Source organism: Streptomyces sp. NBC_01669, assembly GCF_026339735.1.
GTDB lineage: Bacteria > Actinomycetota > Actinomycetes > Streptomycetales > Streptomycetaceae > Streptomyces > Streptomyces yanii.
In genome coordinates this window covers 685,805-701,739 of sequence record NZ_JAPEQG010000002.1, presented here as the reverse complement: position 1 = coordinate 701,739, position 15,935 = coordinate 685,805, and the positions used below count along the sequence as shown (strand labels likewise).

Sequence of the window (15,935 nt, the reverse complement as noted above, 5' to 3'; positions counted from 1 at the left end):
CGCTGCGGATCGGCTGCCGCCTGAGCGGCTGACGTCCGAGCCCGTCGTGGGACCTCCGGCGTCCGGCGCCCGCCCTGTGGTCACCGGGCGCCGGTCACGTCGGGTCGCCGCCCCCCCAGGCCAGGCCAGCGCTCTCTCAACCCAGGAGCTCCCAGGTTTGCACCGTTCCCACGAATGTACGAACATTCATCCTGTGTCAGCACCATCCGTCCGACCCCGACCCTCGGGAGGGCACCGGTGATCTCCCGCTCCGGCCCTCGCCCCCTCACCCGGTCCGCGGGCAAGCCGCTATGGGCACAGCTGCGCGCCGACCTGCTGCGCCGTCTCGAAGACGGCGAATTCCGCGACGTCTTCCCCGGCGAGCACGACCTCGTCGCCGAGTACCGGGTCAGCCGGCACACGGTCCGCGAGGCCCTCCGGCAGCTTCGTGCGGAGGGCCTCGTCACCGCCCAGCGCGGCAAGGTCTCCCGGTTCACCGCCAGCCGCCCGCTGGAACAGAAGGTCGGTGAAGCATACAGCTTCTTCCGCTCTGTCGAGGAGGTCGGCGCCGTCCAGCGCAGCGCCGTACGTGTGCTCGACCAGCGCGCCGACGGCGTCATCGCCGCCCGTCTGGGACTTGAGGAATCGACACCACTCGTCTACCTCGAACGCCTGCGTCTAGCCGACGAGGAACCGCTCGCCGTCGATCGTGTTTGGCTCCCCGCGGACGTGGCCCGCCCCCTCCTGGACGTCGACTTCACCCGCACCTCGCTCTACGACGAGCTCGAACGCCACTGCGGCACCCGTATCTGCGGCGGCTGGGAGCGTATCCGGGCCGTCGTACCTGGCCGCGGAGAGCGCACCCTGCTCGACTGCCCCGAGTCCACCGCGTTGTTCGCGATCGACCGGCTCGGTCACGACGCTAGCCGACGCCCGGTCGAGTGGCGGCAGACGCTCGTCCGCGCGGATCGCTTCGCCGTCGCCGCCGCGTTCTCTGCCGACGACGGCTACCGGCTGGGCAGGGCCCCGGAGAGAGTCGGGAACATCCGTTTTTGATCACGGGATGCCGTGGAGTGCAACACCGTTGCGTTAGCGCCGTGAGCGGCTATTGAGGCCGTGGTCGAAGAACGCGACGGTGGTGCGGACGGTGTAGTTCTGGCTGGTCGTGGGGTGTTGTCCGGCGTTCGGTCCGTACTTGCTGGTGGGGTTCTTGCGGGTGCGGGCCTTCACTCGTTGCCGTCGGTGGGCGGGCAGGAGGGCGTCCAGGGCCGCGTGGCCGATCGTGCCGACCAGGTCGACGAGGGTGTTGGGGAAGATTCCATGGCCGGCGGTGACGGTGTCGGTTGCGGCGGCCAGCAGGACGGTGAAACTGATCCGTTCCATGGGTACTTCCGGCCGACCGGTCAGGGCGTCGTCGCCGGCGCGGATCAGAGCCTGGTAGGCGGTGAGCAGGGCGTAGACCTCCTGGTCGAGACCATCGATGCTGCGGGAGCGCAGGACGCGGCCGTCGAGCATCGTGGCCTTGATCGAAAAATACGTAGTTTCCGCCTGCCACCTGCGGTGATAGAGATCAACGAGCTCGGCGGCCGGATAGCGGACGGGGTCCAGCAGGTTGGTGATCAGCCGCCACTGCTCGGTGCGGACGGTGCCATCGGTCAAGGTGACGGTGAGGGTTGCCTCGATCACGCGTACCGGCAGCAGTACCCGCAGGACGCCGTAGCCGATGCGGGCGATGTAGGAGCCGTCGCCCAGGTGCTCGGCGGGGGTGGGGACACGGCGGGCCCCGGAGCGCACCAGGAACCGCGCCCCGCTCTGATGGACGGCATCAAGGAACTCGTTGCCGTCGAAGGCCGCGTCGGCCAGCAGGAGCATCGTCTTGTCCAGGGCGGCCAGAAGCCGCTTGGCATAGGGGAGTTCACCATCGGACTCCGGTCCGAAGGCGGCGGCTATGAGCGCGCGGGTGCCGCACTCGACCAGGGTCAGCAGCCGTAGGAGCGGATAGCCGAACTCCAGACCCTCCCCGGCCCGTTTGGGGTAGCGCCAGGTGAGCGTCTCGTCGTCGGGGGTGTGCAGCAGGGTCCCGTCGACGGCCACCGTGCGCAGGCCCCGGTAGAAGGACCCGTCCTGACCGGGGCGGGCGACGGGCCCGGCCAGTGTCTCGAACAGGCGCCGCAGAGGTGCGGCCCCCACCCTGCGCCTGGCCCGCGTCAGCGAGGAGACCGCGGGACGCACCAGGGCCAGCGGGGTCAGGGCGGCGGTCAGTTTGGACCACACCGTGCGGTACGAGCGGTGCTCGAACAGTGCGAGAGCGAGCACGAAGTACACCACCACCCGCGAAGGCAGCAGTCGCAGGCGCTTCTCGCGCCGGCCGGTCTCCTCCAGCACCGCGTCCACCAGCGCAAAGTCCACGACCTGGGTCAACTCCCCCAGATGACCCGGCGCGAACACACCCCGGGCTGTCTCGATCGTGGACGTGATGACAGACTTCTCCTGCAACGGGATCCCTGACCTTGATCGACTTTCTTCGCCGATCGTTGATCTATCAGGTGGTCCCGTTGCGCTGTTCAGCAGGGCTTGACGTACAGCTCAGAGGTCAAACGCAACGGTGTTGCCGTGGAGTGTCACTTACCCGTGTAGTTGCAATATTTGCTGCCGGCCCTCAACTCCCGTCGCCTGCAGTCAGGGTCGGAAGTTGATCTCAGTGGGTTGGGCGCTGCGGGGTGCTGGCCACCCCTGCCTCCCGACCGCTGAGCGCGGCGTCCAGGGTCTCCTGGGCCGTGCGCATCGCCTCGGCGTACTTCGGCTCGGACATTCGCTGCCAGGCAAGGTCCGGTGCGATGTGCTCGACCCGGCTCATCACCCACCAAATGTTGCCGAACGGGTCCCGCACCCTGCCGCCGCGATCCTGTGCCGTTCGTGACCCGGCGGGGGCCGTCGATGCGGCCGTGGCCGCGGTACAGGTCGGCGCCGATGGCCTTCACCCACTCGCCCTGCCCGGTGTCGTCCCAGTCATTGACGTAGTGGTTGCGGCGGGCGAAGACCCGGCCGGTGTCGGGCCGATCGGTGACGGCCTGCCGAGCGCCGTCCACCCGGTGTGCATCGGCGAGGGCGATGACCGGCCGCAGCAGCGCTTTGCTGGGGACGCAGGCCCAGTAGGCGCATTCGCCGCCGACCAGTTCACGTTCCACGACGGCCGTGGTGAGGCCGGCGGCGCGGGCGCGGTCGGCGACGTTCGTGCCGACCGGGCCCGCGCCCAGCACAACCACGTCGTAGGCGCCGCGTTCCTGGTTCTCGTGTGCTTCGCTCATTGCTCCCTCGCGTCTGGTCGGACCGGACGGGGCCACGTCCCCAGCTCATGTAACCGCGCGGTGCGCACGCAGCCGTCCTACCTTGGCCGTAGGAGTCACCAACAGCGGCCATCGTGCCCCTGATTGCCCACGCAGAGGATCGGCTGGCAGGCGCCATCCTGCTCGGCGACAACCGCGCCGCAGGCCGGGTCATCCAGCTCTTCGACCGCCAAGAACCCGTCCCCTCCGATCGCAGACAGAACACACCCATCCGCAATAGCCCAGAGCCCTCGTCAGCAAGCTGTCACAGCCTCATGAACGATCGAAGCTAGCCCTGGGTCAAGCCTTGGCGATATACCTGCCCGGCATCGGCTCCGCGAGTGCTGTCCGCCATTCAGGCGCACCGAAGGCGTCCGCGAAGTACTGCGTCTCGTGCACCACGTGCCCGTGGGCAAATTCCATGATGCTCACTGAGTGGGTGGGTACCCCGTCGTACGTGATGACGCACTCGCTCACCCACAGATCCCCGCTGCCAACGATCCGGTGGAGGGTGAAGTGCCGGCTGGCAGGGTGTCCGCCACGTTGCGCCGCAATCGTCGCGCGGCCCCGGAATCGTTCACCTGACTGGGGGTAGTCGAGGATCGCGTCCGCGGCGTAGATGGCGTGCTCGGCTTCGGTATCCTCACCTTCCGACGCCCGCCAGTGTTCCTCGAGCGCGGCCCTGGTCCGGATGTCAGCATCCATCGCACTGTCCCCTCTGCAGGCGGCCGGAGCGATCTGGGGACCTGGGAACACTTCGAGGCTTCCCCCAGGACGCCGGGCCGTTGAACGTAATGGGCAACAGTGACAGCGTAGATCGCCAAGGCAGCGACTCAGCTTTAGGACACTGCGGATCAAGATCGGACAACTCGTGATGCGTGGAAATCCTTGGTGCCCAGGCCGGCGACGGGATCATCGGTGGTCGCGGTTCGCAGCGGCCGGAGACCGCGTTCATCGAGCTGGGCGAGTTCGCGCTCGTAGTCGTGCTGCTGCGGCACTAGTGCGGTGGGCCCCGCGCCGTGGGGCGAGGCCCACCCGCGTCCGGCAGTCGTCAGCTGCCGCCGCACTGCTCCTGCACGGCGAACGGAAGGCTTCCGTAGCCTGAGACGTCGTACGAGCCGAGGGAGCCGTCGGCGGCTGCCGTGAGAACCGCCATCGTGGGGATGGTGAAGAGCCGTTCCAGCTGGCCGTTGCTCTTCTGGCCGACCGAGCGGACCTCGTAGAAGATCGCGCCCTTGGTCGGCGTGTGCAGCACCGGCTGTTCGCCGGCGGGGGCCGTGCCACCCATGAGCATGCGGCTGAAGACGGCGTTGGTGATGTCGATGAGCGGGTAGTGGGCGACATTGGCCAGGCCGTAGTGGTCCAGCGCGTCGACGCTGGCCATGGCCATCTGCCGGTTGGTGAGCCACTGTTCGGCTGTCATCCGGGACGGGGCGATGGAACGGGCTCCGATCTGGAACTGGTTGAGGTCGTTCGTTCCCGCGACCACCGGGGCCTGTCCCATGTGGTGCAGGTCGAGGCTCAATTGCGGGGCGGTCCGGCGCCACAGCTTCCAGTAGGCGACCGACTCCGGCTGGACGAAGTTCTCCCAGTCACGGTTGAGGTCGGTACGGGTCGGGGTGGTGCTCTGGCGGATGTTGGCCTCAGCGCCGTCCGGGTTGTACATGGGGAGGACGACGACGGTGAGTTTCTCGCGGATGAGGCGGGCGGCCGGGTCGCCGCTCGCCAGGTGCCCGAGGATCTGGAGGACGGCCTCGGTGCTGTGCAGTTCGTTGCCGTGGATACGGGCCTGCAGCCAGAAGACGGTCGGCCCAGTGCCGACGGTGGCGTACAGCAGCTTGCGTCCCTCGCCCGACAGACCGGCCGTTCCGACATTGACGAGTCCGTGCGAGGTCCGGGCGATACGGTCGAGCTGCCGGACCACGTCGTCGTATCCCGCGACGCTGGCCAGGCTGACGTTCTGGTCCGGCTGGATGCAGGGCCCGCCCGGCAGATGCGCCGGGTCCGCCGAGGCGGTCGAGACGCCGGCCAGTCCGGCAGCCAGCGCGCCGGCGGCCCCGAGCAGTGTGCGTCGTCCGATCATGGGTGCCTCCCTCACAGGTCGTCGCGCGGATTGCCGATGGACGGGCCGGCCGGCGGAATGTCGTAGTAGCGGGCCGGGTCGACGTTCTGGATGTCACCGGTGGCGAGGCTCTCGAGCGTGGTGCCCATCCCGATGAGCGACTGGCGGATCAGCATGCCCATGGACTTCTGGGCCACCGAGCGCGTCTCGTAGAGCATGATTCCGGCGCCGTTGAGTGCGTAGGATCCGAGCGCGGTGCCCGGCAGTTCGACGTCGGGGTAGCGGGTGATGCCTCCGAAGCCCGACTGGCCCAGGGCGCGCAGGGTGTCCCAGACGAGCACATTGACCCGATAGCCCAGGTCGCGGGCGGCCGGGTCGAGCGGATATCCGGCAGTGCCCTTGGTGACGATGCCGACCAGTTGGAGCGTGGTGAGCTGGTTGTCCGTGTCGGACTGCGTGTTGCTGCCGCGGTGGTGGTGGTCGATGAAGACCTTCGGCCGCATCCGCTGGAAGACCGCTGCGGAGGTGCGCGCCTCGGGCGTTACGAAGAAGCCCGGCAGCTCGGAGCGTCCGGGCAACAGGCCTTCGCCGCCAGGCTTCAGCCGGAACGTCAGATCCGGGTGGAAGTCGCGGTTGATGTCGTAGCCGGAGACCCGGCCGGGCTCCAGCAGCGTACGCGGCAGATACCACGGCGCCGGTGTGCCCGCCGCGAGTCCCCATTCCTGCGGTGTCCAGCGCTGGGTGTTCTGCCGCCGCTGTACGAGGAAGCCGTCGGCGTCCCGGAAGTCGGCACCGTCCATGTTGAGCCGCGGGATGAACCAGACCGCGAGCCGGTCGAGGACCGCCTTGACGGTCGGATGCGAGCTGGTGGCGAGCGTCTGCATCAGATGCAGCGCGACCTCGGTGCCGAGAGGTTCACCGCCGTGGATCTGGGTCTGGATCAGTACGGGGAGCTTGCCGGCGGCGGGCTCGCCGAACCGTATGAGATGGATGGGCCAACCGCCGGCCGAGTGACCGGCCACCTCCACGGCCATCCTGCCCTTCGAACGGGCCGCGATGCTCTGGAGTTTGGGGCCGAGTTCGGAGTTCGCCGTCAACGCGGCCTTCTGGACTGTTTGTTCCGGCTGGATCCACGGCCCGTTGGGCCGCGACTGCGGTTCCGCGTAGGCCGACGGCTGGAGAACCGTCCCCACCCCGAGGCCTGCCATCCCGGCCAGGATCGTGCGTCGACGCATGTGCTCTCGCTTTCCGGTCGATGGGAGGGATCCCCCCCGGTCCCCTCCGACAAGAACGATTGCAGCGATCACGGTCTGTCGGCCCAGTCTGATCCCCGGCAGCGCGCATGACAAGACATCAGCATCCTCTGTCTTCACTGCTGTACCGGGGCAGGACCAGGCATCGGCCCGGCCGGTCATCGAGGCGCTGGGGCGCCAATCGGGGCGGGACGGCCCGGGGTGGTCGCTCGGCCGTCGGGCTCGTTGCCGTCGGTGGCGGCGGCCGCTGGCGCCGCGTCGGCCGATGCCGACGCGACGCCGCATTCACGACGAGCTCCGCCGCCAGGTCCGGGAGCCGGAGGCCGCACCGTCCTTGCCCGCCTCGCGAAGGGGTTCCGCACGATCAGTCTGGTGTGGGCCGACGGCGGATACGCCAACTCCGTTGATTCCACGCTTTCGCGCAGAAGCCGGACTGGCCGCAGCAGTTCCCAGAGCATGCGGGTCGGCGGGTGCCCCAGCGTCGCCTCCCGAGATCACACCAGCCACCAACGACATGCTGCCCAACCCAAAGACGGAGAGTGCTCGTGGATGGGGTGGGAACGGCTTCGCGCCGGGGATCTGCTCGGCTGCTCCTGGTCGACGGCATACCGCTGCTGCGGCCGGGCGAGCAGGTCTCAGTCTGATTGATCAGGTGGGATCAGCGGCGGACAGCCTGTGCCACCAGTGACCGCATCCGTCGAAGCAGAAGCGCTCGCGGCGCCGTTCGTCGGCAATCGCGAGTACCGCGATCAGCAACCGGAACGCCTTGCGGCGTTCGTCGAGAGGAGCGAGGCCGGCGATCTTCCCCAGTTGCTGGTCGATCCTGCCGCGTGTGATCAGCATCGCCGGCGTATGCGTCGGGCGCAGTCCGGCACGGCGGATGCTCTCCGGTCCGTCCTCGGTGACGGCGCGAGCTTGGACACAGTGATGGCGTAGGAACCGCAGCGTCTCGGACTGCTCCTCCGGGCTGAGACCGTCAAACCACTCGATGCCCTGTGACATCGGGCGCAGCCCCTGGGCGAGTTCGTTGAGTATGACGTCGCGTCCGGTCATGCCTGGCTCCCGTTGGACAAGCGGCGCTCCGCCGCAGTGATCAGGATTCCGAGCAGCACCGCCAGATCGGCCGCGCCTTCGGCGTCGTCGGCCCAGCGGGTGGCCTGCAACGGGTGCACCTGGTCGAGGGAGACGCCTTCGCGGGCCAAGACAAAGGCCAGCGCCAGCATGGCTGCGCGGGCGTTGCCATCCTCGAACGGATGGAAGAAGACGACATCCAGGTAGGTCCGGGCGGCGCGTGAAGGGAGAGGCAGGTCCGGGCGGGTGCTCTCGGCGAGGCAGTGCTCGAACAGCGCGTGTGTGTCAGGCGCGAGGCCGTAGCGCTCGAGTCCGCCTTTCGCGAAGGCCGGCATCGTGCGGAAGTCAACGGAGCTGCGGCCCAGCACGGCCCGCTGCCAGTTCGCCATGAGGGAGAACGTCAGCTGAGCGCCCTGCTCCGCGTCGGCGAGAGCCCGGTCGAGGGCGGCCAGAACCCGCGCGGTCCCTTCTACGTCGCGGCCGCCGCGTGTCGCGGTGAAGAAGTCCCGGAAGCCGTCAAGCGCCGGCGGTTCGGCAACGGGGTGCTCGCCGCTCCAGCGCGGCCAGGAGATCTCGGTACGGATGCGCAGCCAGTCGGCGAGGGCGTCGTTCTGGTGGTCGGGCCCGGAGCTCATCGGTTTCCGCCCATGGTCCGGGCGAACCGCGAGCTCACCGCCTCGACCACCGCGACGTCTGGTGCGATCCAACTGCCGAACCGGCCACCGACCGCGCTCTCCACGATCTCCCGGGCTCGCTCCTCGTCAATGCCGTTGTAGGCGAGGAACCATTCGAGGACCTGAATGCAGTGCCCGTACCAGCCGCTCTCGGCCTGAGTGCGGTCGGCCACCACAGTGACCAGTCGCGTGCACGCCCGCTCCCAGTGCCAGGGGTCCATCGAGGATGCAGCCGAGTTCGACTGCGGTGCCAGGGCGGAGAAGCGCTCCGCCAGATCCTCGAGCCAGTCGCGCCATTCAAGCAGGGCCGCGACGACCAGCGGGGCGGTTGCGTCCGCCGTCGTCACGGAATGGGCGGCGCAGCACCACGCTCCGACGACCCCTCCGTCGGTGTCGCCCTCACCCACCGACCAGTTCCACCCGCAGGCCCACCGGCCGTACCCGTCCACCAGAAGCTCGGTGACGGGATCCAGCGAACGCCGACGTTTCTCCTCCGCGGCATCGGCGTCGGGCAGCAACGGCGCGACAAGACCGGCCAACTCCTTCGCCGCATCCTCATCCAGCTCGCACGGATGCCGCAACGGATCCACTTCTGCCCAGGTCAGGGCGTGCGCCCACAGCTCAGTCACCACACCACTCTGCCGTGCGCAGCCGCTCGAACACCAACCCAATATCGAGCGGCAGCGCCACAGCACCGGGAAACGATCTCCATCCAAACGGGAAGCGATCTCCATCGCCTCTCTGGAATGCCTTGGCCAGAGGCACTCGTGAACACCCCGTGGTGGGGACGCCTGGGATTGGCCAAGGTCAATCCCACCAGAGCACGACGAGTAGGTGGCGCTTTGCTGCGTCGAGGTAGAAGTCGCGCAGGGCATTGAAGTGCTTCAGTAAGTACTCTCGCGGGCCGCCGATGATGCGGTCGGCCCCGTGGCCGATCAGGGATTCAGCTGCGGGGCCGTCGGTCGGCAGGGCGGTCAGGAGGGTGTGCATGTCGATCTGGTTGAGCAGTTCGGAGACACACGCCACTTGAGTGCTGGACAGAGCCGTGGGGGCAGGCCCGAAGGGGCCGATGGCGTGCGGATGCGTATTGAGGAAGCGCAGGTCGAGAGTGGTGTCGCCGTCGGTGGCCTGGCGAAGAACGTCAAGGCGAACCTCGTCGAGCCCAGTCACCTCGCCAAGGCGCGCAAGTAGGGCCGGCGCCCAGTCCAGGTCCAGCACATCCGGTGCTGGCGGATCCCAGTGAGGATCACCGTCCGGTGACGCGGTGGCTGACTGGCGGCAGGCGGCGAGATACTCCGCTGGAATGCGGGCGAGCTGCTGGGTGACGGCCATGGTGGCAGTATCTCGGCAATGTCCACCAGTTTCTCTGGGGCTTGCTTGGGGCCGAGCACGACCATCGCGGGACCGCCCACGGTCACCGCAGGACTGGGGACGTGTTACCACCAGTGTGGGGAATTACGTGGCGCTCAGACCCCGAAAGCTGGGAAAACGGGGTGTGTCGCTGATCTTGTGACGCACTGGGGTGAGCGTAACGCGCCGCTCTACTCGTAGATGGTGGCTGCGTGAAGGGCTCGGGCCATGAAGGTCCAGTCTCCGTCGGGCGGGATCTGCTCTCCCGCGTGACGGTACGCACCCGGGGAGTCGTGCACCCAAGCGGCGAGCGCTTCAATGAAGTCGTCCAGGGTGTTGTTCTCCCACTCATGACCGCGGGCGCGGAACTCTTTGTGCAGGTCGCGGAGGAAGGTGACCAGCTCTTCACGGCTGCGCGGTTCAAGGGACACGGCGACAACGTACACCGGTGCTGTCGCGCCGGATCCAGGACCATCACAGGATCAGCGCCAGACCCGAAAAGCGTGACCGTCGACAAGGCGGACACCGCGACCGGAGGCTGCTGCCAGAACTGACCCACTCGGCATACCGAACCCCGTACGCCCGCCTTCATGCAGGGCGTACAGGGCGGCGTGTCTCGTGAGACATAACTCAGCCTGGAGAACCGGGGCTGGTGTGGCCGAGCCTGGTGAGGTCGGCGGAGCGGGTGCCGGCGGGCTGGAGGTCGGCGTACGGGTGGAGCTTTGCGCCGGCGGTCCCGTTCGTGAGCGTCCGGGCCAGTGGGTTGGCTGGCTGGGCGGGGGTGGGTGCGGGTTCGCGGCGGCCGAGGATGTCGAGTACGGCCTGGGGTCCGTGGTCGCGGCGGGCCGCGGCGAGTGCTTCGAGGTCCCAGACCATCTGCCCGACGACGGTCCGGCGAGGGCCCCGGGCCTCCACGGTGCCGCGGACGAGCAGCAGTCCGTTGTGGAAGATGGTGTGCGCGCAGGCCTCGTGGGAGTTCTCGAAGAATGCAATGTCGACCAGTCCGAAGCCGTCTTCGAGGGTGACGAAGATGACGCGCTTGCCGGACGGGATCGGCGGGGTCTGGGTGGAAGCGCGGACACCGGCCACCAGGACCTGCTGCCCGGGGTGCATCGTCTTGAGGTGCTTGGCGTCGGTGGCGCCGATCTCCCGCAGGAGTCGGTGGTGGTGCTCCATGAGGTGCTGGGAGACGTCGATCTTCAGCACGCTGAGTTCTGCGTCGAGGGCCTCGCGGCTGGTCATCTCCCTCAGCCCGGACGGGCTGGCGGTGATGAGGGTGTCGTCGATCGGGAGCTGTCCGGCGCCGGGCCGGGTACGGGTGTGGCGGTGGAGCTCGGTGGCCTGGAGCAGCAGGTCGCGCCGCGTCTGGGCGCCCTTGAGCTGGTCGAGCGCGCCGACCTCGATCAGACGTTCGGCGATCGGCAGCGCCGGGCGGGCCCGCTGCCAGAAGTCCTGCAGGGAGTTGTAGGGCTGGCCGGCAGCGATCCGGGCGACCTGGTCCTCGCTGATGCCTTTCACGGAGGGCAGGGAGAGCCGCACGCCGAAGCCTGCGTCGGTCTTCTCGACCTGGTGCGCTGGCGCGGATTTGTTTACGTCAACGGGCAGCACCGGCACGTTGTGGCGGCGGGCATCGGCGACGATCACACGCAGCGGCCACATGCCGGGATCGTGCTCCAGCAGCCCCGCATACAGTGCGGCCGGATGGTGGGCCTTCAGCCATGCCGACTGGAGGGCAGGGACCGCGAACGCGACGGCGTGCGCACGGCAGAACCCGTACGCGCCGAACGAGGCGACGATCTCCCACACCTCGTCCAGGACCTTGGTGGTGTATCCGCGGGCGCCGGCCTTCTCCCGGAACCACGTCTCCAGCTTCGGCAGGCGCTGCTCATCGGCGAGGGCGCGGCGGGCGACCTCCGCCAGGGCGCGATCGCAACCGGTCATCACGGCCAGGATGTCGATGATCTGTTCGTGCCAGATCGTCACCCCGTACGTGTCCCGGAGGACCGGTTCGAGGTCGGGGTGCGGATAGACGGGGGCGGTACCGTGGCGGGCAGCGATGTAGAGCGCGGGCATCCCGCCCTGCACCGGGCCCGGCCGGAACAGGCTGATGTCGGCGATGACGTCCTGCGGGTCGCGGGGCTGGAGCCGACCGACCAGGTCCTGCTGACCGGGCGATTCGAGCTGGAACATCCCGACGGTGTCGGAGTCCTGGATCAGAGCGAAGGCGAACTGGTCGTCGAGGGGGACCTGGTCGGGATTGTCGAGATCGATCTGCCGGCCGGTGGTGCGGCGGATCTCGGTGACGGCGTGTGCCATCGCCGACTGCATCCGCACCCCGAGGACGTCGAGCTTGAGCAGGCCGAGGTCCTCCACATCGTGCTTGTCGGCCTGGACCATCGGGTACTTCCCGCCCGGCGTCGGCTGCACCGGCAGCCGGTCCAGCAAGGCCGCGTTCGACAGGATCACGCCGCACGGGTGCATCGCGATGCCACGCGGCAGTGCGTCGAGGCCCTCGGCGAGCTCCCACAGCGGACCGTACGAATCGGCCTCGGTGGCGAGCTGCCGCAGCTCGGGCAGTTCCCTGAGCGCTCCGCGGATGTCACAGGCCCGGATGTGCGGGAACGACTTCGCAATCCGGTCGACCGTCTGCGGCGGCAGACCAAGGGCGAGACCGGTATCACGCAGCGCGTGACGCGCCCGCCAGGTCTCCGGCATCCCCGTCACCGCGACCCGATCCGAGCCGAACCGCTCGAAGATCCTGTCGTACACCTCCAAGCGACGCGCGGACTCCACATCAACGTCGATGTCCGGCAACGAGACCCGACGCTCCGACAGGAACCGCTCGAACAACAACCGGTGCTCCAACGGATTCGCTGTAGCCACGAACAAAGAGTGATTGACCATGGACCCGGCGCCCGAGCCGCGGGCGGCGACCCGGATCCCCATGTCACGGACGTCGGCAACCACCTGAGCAACAGCGAGGAAGTACGCCTCGAAACCGAGCCGGCCGATGATGTCGAGCTCGTAGTCGAGCTGCTCGACCGCCCGGCGGTCACGGTCCAGGCCGCGGGCGACCATCCCGGCCTCGCACCGCTGCTTCAGCAGCCGCATCGCCCCACCCGCGCCGGGCTCAGCGCCGACCACGGTCGGCTCGGGGAAGTGCGGGGTACCCAGTCCGAGGTCGGCGACCGGATCGATCACACACTGCTCAGCGGTGCGGACAGTTTCGGCCAGCAGCTCCGCCGCCCGGCCCAGGCCTGCACCGGCCGCCTCACAGATCCGCTCCGCCGCAGCCGCCATCTCGGCCGGGCCGCGAAGCCAGCGCTCCCCGCAGTCCAGGCGCCGCCGGTCGATCGGCCGCAGCATCCGGGCCGCGTCCAGGACATCCGCGACCCGGTGCTGGGCGGGGTCGGCGTAGCGCACCGCGTTCGTCAGCACGGTCGGGATGGCGAGCCGGTCGGCCAGGCCGAGCGTGTGGGCGGCAAGCCGCAACGATCCAGGTCCGAGGCCGTCCAGCCCCCAGTGGAGTCCTCCAGGCGCAGGTTCGGCCCGGCGAACTCCCGCCACGGCGCCAGGAGCTGCTCGGCAATGTTCGGCCGCCCGGCCGACAAGGCCCGGATCGGCTCCGATGCAGGCCCGAGCAGCACCGTCAGGCCCTGGTCGGCGTACCGCTGGAGTGCTGGCCAGGCAACGACCGGCGGGCCGCCAGCAGCGGTCGCGTGGGCGGCGGACACGATCCTGCACAGCCGCCCCCATCCGGACAGGTCCTGGGCAAGGAGCGTGATTCGCAGCGGCGCCTCGGCAACATGCGCGCCGCCGCGCACCGGCGTCCGCGGCCGGGCGGCGGGGTCGCCCGGGGTGTGCGGGGCGACCGCGACGTCGACGCCAAAGACCGGCCGCACGCCCGCCGCCGTGGCGGCTTTCGCGAAGCGGACGATGCCGGTGACGGTATCGCGATCGGTCAGCGCGAGCGTGGTGATACCGCGCTCGGCGGCACGGGCGACCAGGTCGTGCGAGTGGGAAGCGCCGTAGCGGGCGGAGTAGCCGCTGGCGACATGAAGATGCACACCACCGCCCATCACGACCTCCGGTCATATGCCCCCAAATACGCTCTAACCGCCCTGGCTAGATCTCCACACTACTCGAACAGAAATCGAACAAGCGAGCTCTTGCCGGTCCCGTGCCTCGTGTCGCCGTCCTGTTGCGATTGAGCGCTGTAGATGGCCCCTGAGCGTTCTAGTTGGCCCGGGTGAGCGCTGTAGGTGGCCCGCAGGGGTGCGGCCAGCCCGGTGAATGCGCCCGACGGGGTGAAACCGGGTTCCGTCGCGGCGATGAGCACGCGGGCATCCGCAGGTCTATCTCTTGAGGGAGACAACCGACTCATCGGGAGTAAGCCATGGGCCTCATCCACATCGAGCTGTTTGCGACCCTCGATCTCGTCGGGCAGGCGCCCGGCGGCCCCGACGAGGATCCGGTGGGATTCTCGTTCGGCGGCTGGCAGGCGCCCCTACTGGACGAAGTCGCCGGGGCACAGGTCGGTGCCGCTTACGAAGGCACGGACGCCCTCCTGCTAGGCCGGCGGACGTACGACATCTTCGCCGCTTACTGGCCTCACCAGGAGGGCGGCGAGGACAACGAGATCGCCACACTCTTCAACAGCGTCCCGAAGTACGTGGCCTCCCGCGGCAGGCCCGACCTCTCGTGGGCCGGGTCCACACAGGTCGGCCCGGAACTCGCCGACGCGGTGCGCGAGATCCGTGACCGGCACGAGCACGTGAAGGTCGTCGGGAGCCTGAACCTCGTACAGACCCTCCTGCGCGAGAAGCTCTTCGACCGCCTCGACCTCTGGCTGCACCCGATCGTGCTCGGCGTCGGGAAGAAGGTGTTCGACGACGGCGCGGTGCCCACCAACATCACGCTCCTCGCCCCTCCGGTAGCCAGCCCCAAGGGCACCGTCTACCTGCGCTACGGACTCGCCGACGGCACCCCTGCGACGGGCGACATGAGCGCACCCGATCGCGGTGCCAGAAGCGACGACTGAGGCCATCTTGCGCCTGGTGAGTCCGTGCCGCGCGGAACGCGCAGCGGGATACCAGTTGCCCCCTGCCCCGGGCCCGAGAGATCGCAGCGCGGTGAGGGCGACCGGAATCTGAGCATCGAACTGACCAACTAGCGTCCTAGGTGGCAGTTGCCGCGCAGGGTAGCCCCGACCTAGCCCACCCGGGCGGCGGCAAGATGGGCCTCCACAGCAATGACACCGTCGATGCCCTGGCAGAGGCCCACGACCACCGGCACAAGACGCGGTTCCGGGACTTGACCCCGCAGCGTGATTACCCCGTCTCGGACCTCGACCGCGACGGCATCCTCGTCCAGGCCGAGGATGCCCCCCAGGACGTCCTGCTCCACCTCGCCGCGGATCTCGACGTCGGAGCGGATGAAGGCGTCGAGCAGGTCGCTGCGGCTGATGATGCCAGTGAGGTGCCCGTCGTCACCGACCACCGGCAGCTGCTTGACGTGGCGCCTGCGGAGTTCCCGCGCGGCCTGGGGGATCGTCCAGTCGGATCGGGCGGTGAAGGCGGGGCTGCTCATGAGCGCGCCCGCGGTTTGGGCCCGGGCCTTGCCCCAGGCGCCCTCGTCGTTACCGTCCTGCCCCTGCGGATCGGGCATGCCGGTCTCGTGCCGCAGCACGTCGGACGCGGACACGACGCCGACGAGGGCACCGTCGTCGTCGACAACCGGGGCCGCGACGATGTCGTTCACATCCAGCAGGCCGACGACCTCCTGGAACGGTGTGCTGGGGCGGAGGGTGACGACCTCCTCGGTCATCACGTCACCGACCGTGCGGCGGTGCAGCATGGCGTCGGCCTCCTCCGTTTTGCGACGGGGCGGGCGCGGTCGGACCGCCCGAGCGGACGGCGCGCGGCGCGTCGGCCTCTGCGGACCTGCCAACTCGTCAACGCGTCTTCCTTACCCATGACAGCACCCCGCCGCTCCGGCGACCAGTGACGTTTGACCTGGCGACGTCCCGGCCAGTGGGCGATCGTGAGCGGCCGACCGTTGGTGCATGCGACGGCCCTATCCGCTGAATAATGAGCCGGTGCCTCTTAGGAGTCGGGGTGCGCATCCGTCTGCAACGCCCACGCGCCGCCCGGGCAGCCCGCCGGCAGCGGTGGGAAGCGGTGTCCCTTCACGTCCGTGCTCCAGTGGTGACCCGCACCGC

The 15,935-nt window shown here is 68.9% G+C and carries 13 protein-coding genes and 3 pseudogenes; 3 read left to right on the top strand and 13 right to left on the bottom strand.

All coding sequences use genetic code 11. The features are described 5' to 3' along the window. Window positions 1–237: 237 nt before the first annotated feature. On the top strand, window positions 238–1,035 hold the full coding sequence (locus OG972_RS44155) for a GntR family transcriptional regulator (RefSeq protein ID WP_266992176.1): 798 nt from the start codon (window positions 238–240) through the stop codon (window positions 1,033–1,035). A gap of 33 nt (window positions 1,036–1,068) precedes the next feature. On the opposite strand, the gene OG972_RS44150 is transcribed toward OG972_RS44155, so the two are convergent. The 4 genes and pseudogenes from OG972_RS44150 to OG972_RS44135 all read right to left on the bottom strand — a co-directional run bounded on the left by OG972_RS44150 (window position 1,069) and on the right by OG972_RS44135 (window position 4,010). Continuing rightward, window positions 1,069–2,475 (bottom strand): IS4 family transposase, encoded by a 1,407-nt coding sequence (locus OG972_RS44150; protein WP_266992174.1) that lies wholly within the window; start codon window positions 2,473–2,475, stop codon window positions 1,069–1,071. A gap of 202 nt (window positions 2,476–2,677) precedes the next feature. Then, window positions 2,678–2,887, bottom strand: a pseudogene (locus tag OG972_RS44145) (VOC family protein); the annotation flags it as partial. 7 nt (window positions 2,888–2,894) lie between these two features. After that, a pseudogene (locus tag OG972_RS44140) lies at window positions 2,895–3,287 on the bottom strand (FAD-dependent oxidoreductase); the annotation flags it as partial. A 318-nt stretch (window positions 3,288–3,605) separates the two neighbouring features. Then, window positions 3,606–4,010 carry a nuclear transport factor 2 family protein gene (locus OG972_RS44135; RefSeq protein WP_266992172.1) on the bottom strand — a complete coding sequence of 135 codons (405 nt, stop codon included), beginning with the start codon at window positions 4,008–4,010 and terminating at the stop codon, window positions 3,606–3,608. 173 nt (window positions 4,011–4,183) lie between these two features. Between OG972_RS44135 and OG972_RS44130 the strand changes: the two genes are divergently transcribed. Further along, the gene (locus OG972_RS44130; protein WP_266992170.1) at window positions 4,184–4,306 is read left to right on the top strand and encodes a hypothetical protein; all 123 of its coding nucleotides are present in this window, start codon (window positions 4,184–4,186) and stop codon (window positions 4,304–4,306) included. 50 nt (window positions 4,307–4,356) lie between these two features. On the opposite strand, the gene OG972_RS44125 is transcribed toward OG972_RS44130, so the two are convergent. The 8 genes and pseudogenes from OG972_RS44125 to OG972_RS44090 form a co-directional block, all read right to left on the bottom strand. After that, complete coding sequence (locus OG972_RS44125; RefSeq protein WP_266992168.1) at window positions 4,357–5,388, bottom strand: M14 family zinc carboxypeptidase; 1,032 nt, start codon at window positions 5,386–5,388, stop codon at window positions 4,357–4,359. Window positions 5,389–5,399: 11 nt separating this feature from the next. Then, window positions 5,400–6,602 carry a M14 family zinc carboxypeptidase gene (locus OG972_RS44120; protein WP_266992166.1) on the bottom strand — a complete coding sequence of 401 codons (1,203 nt, stop codon included), beginning with the start codon at window positions 6,600–6,602 and terminating at the stop codon, window positions 5,400–5,402. Window positions 6,603–7,268: 666 nt separating this feature from the next. Next, window positions 7,269–7,673, bottom strand: a complete 405-nt coding sequence (locus OG972_RS44115) for a DUF5958 family protein (protein ID WP_266992164.1) — start codon at window positions 7,671–7,673, stop codon at window positions 7,269–7,271. Continuing rightward, on the bottom strand, window positions 7,670–8,326 hold the full coding sequence (locus OG972_RS44110) for a Fic family protein (protein ID WP_266992162.1): 657 nt from the start codon (window positions 8,324–8,326) through the stop codon (window positions 7,670–7,672). The genes OG972_RS44115 and OG972_RS44110 overlap by 4 nt, the downstream gene beginning before the upstream one ends. Next, complete coding sequence (locus tag OG972_RS44105; protein WP_266992160.1) at window positions 8,323–8,994, bottom strand: hypothetical protein; 672 nt, start codon at window positions 8,992–8,994, stop codon at window positions 8,323–8,325. The genes OG972_RS44110 and OG972_RS44105 overlap by 4 nt, the downstream gene beginning before the upstream one ends. Window positions 8,995–9,172: 178 nt before the next feature. Continuing rightward, a complete protein-coding gene (locus OG972_RS44100) occupies window positions 9,173–9,697 on the bottom strand; it encodes a DUF1877 domain-containing protein (RefSeq protein ID WP_266992158.1) in 525 nt (174 codons plus the stop codon). 209 nt (window positions 9,698–9,906) lie between these two features. Further along, window positions 9,907–10,146, bottom strand: coding sequence for a hypothetical protein (locus tag OG972_RS44095; protein WP_266992156.1), 240 nt, complete (start codon window positions 10,144–10,146; stop codon window positions 9,907–9,909). 199 nt (window positions 10,147–10,345) lie between these two features. Continuing rightward, window positions 10,346–13,794: pseudogene (locus OG972_RS44090) on the bottom strand (DNA polymerase III subunit alpha). Window positions 13,795–14,111: 317 nt separating this feature from the next. Here OG972_RS44090 and OG972_RS44085 point away from each other — a divergent pair. After that, window positions 14,112–14,756 (top strand): dihydrofolate reductase family protein, encoded by a 645-nt coding sequence (locus OG972_RS44085; protein ID WP_266992154.1) that lies wholly within the window; start codon window positions 14,112–14,114, stop codon window positions 14,754–14,756. A 170-nt stretch (window positions 14,757–14,926) separates the two neighbouring features. Here the strand turns inward: OG972_RS44085 and OG972_RS44080 are convergent, their stop codons facing one another. Beyond that, entirely contained in the window at window positions 14,927–15,571 is a 645-nt protein-coding gene (locus OG972_RS44080; protein WP_266992152.1) for a CBS domain-containing protein, read from the bottom strand. Between the last annotated feature and the right edge of the window lie 364 nt (window positions 15,572–15,935).

Excerpts from the sequence above, each read along its gene's own strand:
- OG972_RS44135 (WP_266992172.1), bottom strand. The coding sequence starts at position 4,010 with ATGGATGCTGACATCCGGACCAGGGCCGCGCTCGAGGAACACTGGCGG.
- OG972_RS44125 (WP_266992168.1), bottom strand. The coding sequence starts at position 5,388 with ATGATCGGACGACGCACACTGCTCGGGGCCGCCGGCGCGCTGGCTGCC.
- OG972_RS44120 (WP_266992166.1), bottom strand. The coding sequence starts at position 6,602 with ATGCGTCGACGCACGATCCTGGCCGGGATGGCAGGCCTCGGGGTGGGG.
- OG972_RS44115 (WP_266992164.1), bottom strand. The coding sequence starts at position 7,673 with ATGACCGGACGCGACGTCATACTCAACGAACTCGCCCAGGGGCTGCGC.
- OG972_RS44110 (WP_266992162.1), bottom strand. The coding sequence starts at position 8,326 with ATGAGCTCCGGGCCCGACCACCAGAACGACGCCCTCGCCGACTGGCTG.
- OG972_RS44100 (WP_266992158.1), bottom strand. The coding sequence starts at position 9,697 with ATGGCCGTCACCCAGCAGCTCGCCCGCATTCCAGCGGAGTATCTCGCC.
- OG972_RS44085 (WP_266992154.1), top strand. The coding sequence starts at position 14,112 with ATGGGCCTCATCCACATCGAGCTGTTTGCGACCCTCGATCTCGTCGGG.
- OG972_RS44080 (WP_266992152.1), bottom strand. The coding sequence starts at position 15,571 with ATGCTGCACCGCCGCACGGTCGGTGACGTGATGACCGAGGAGGTCGTC.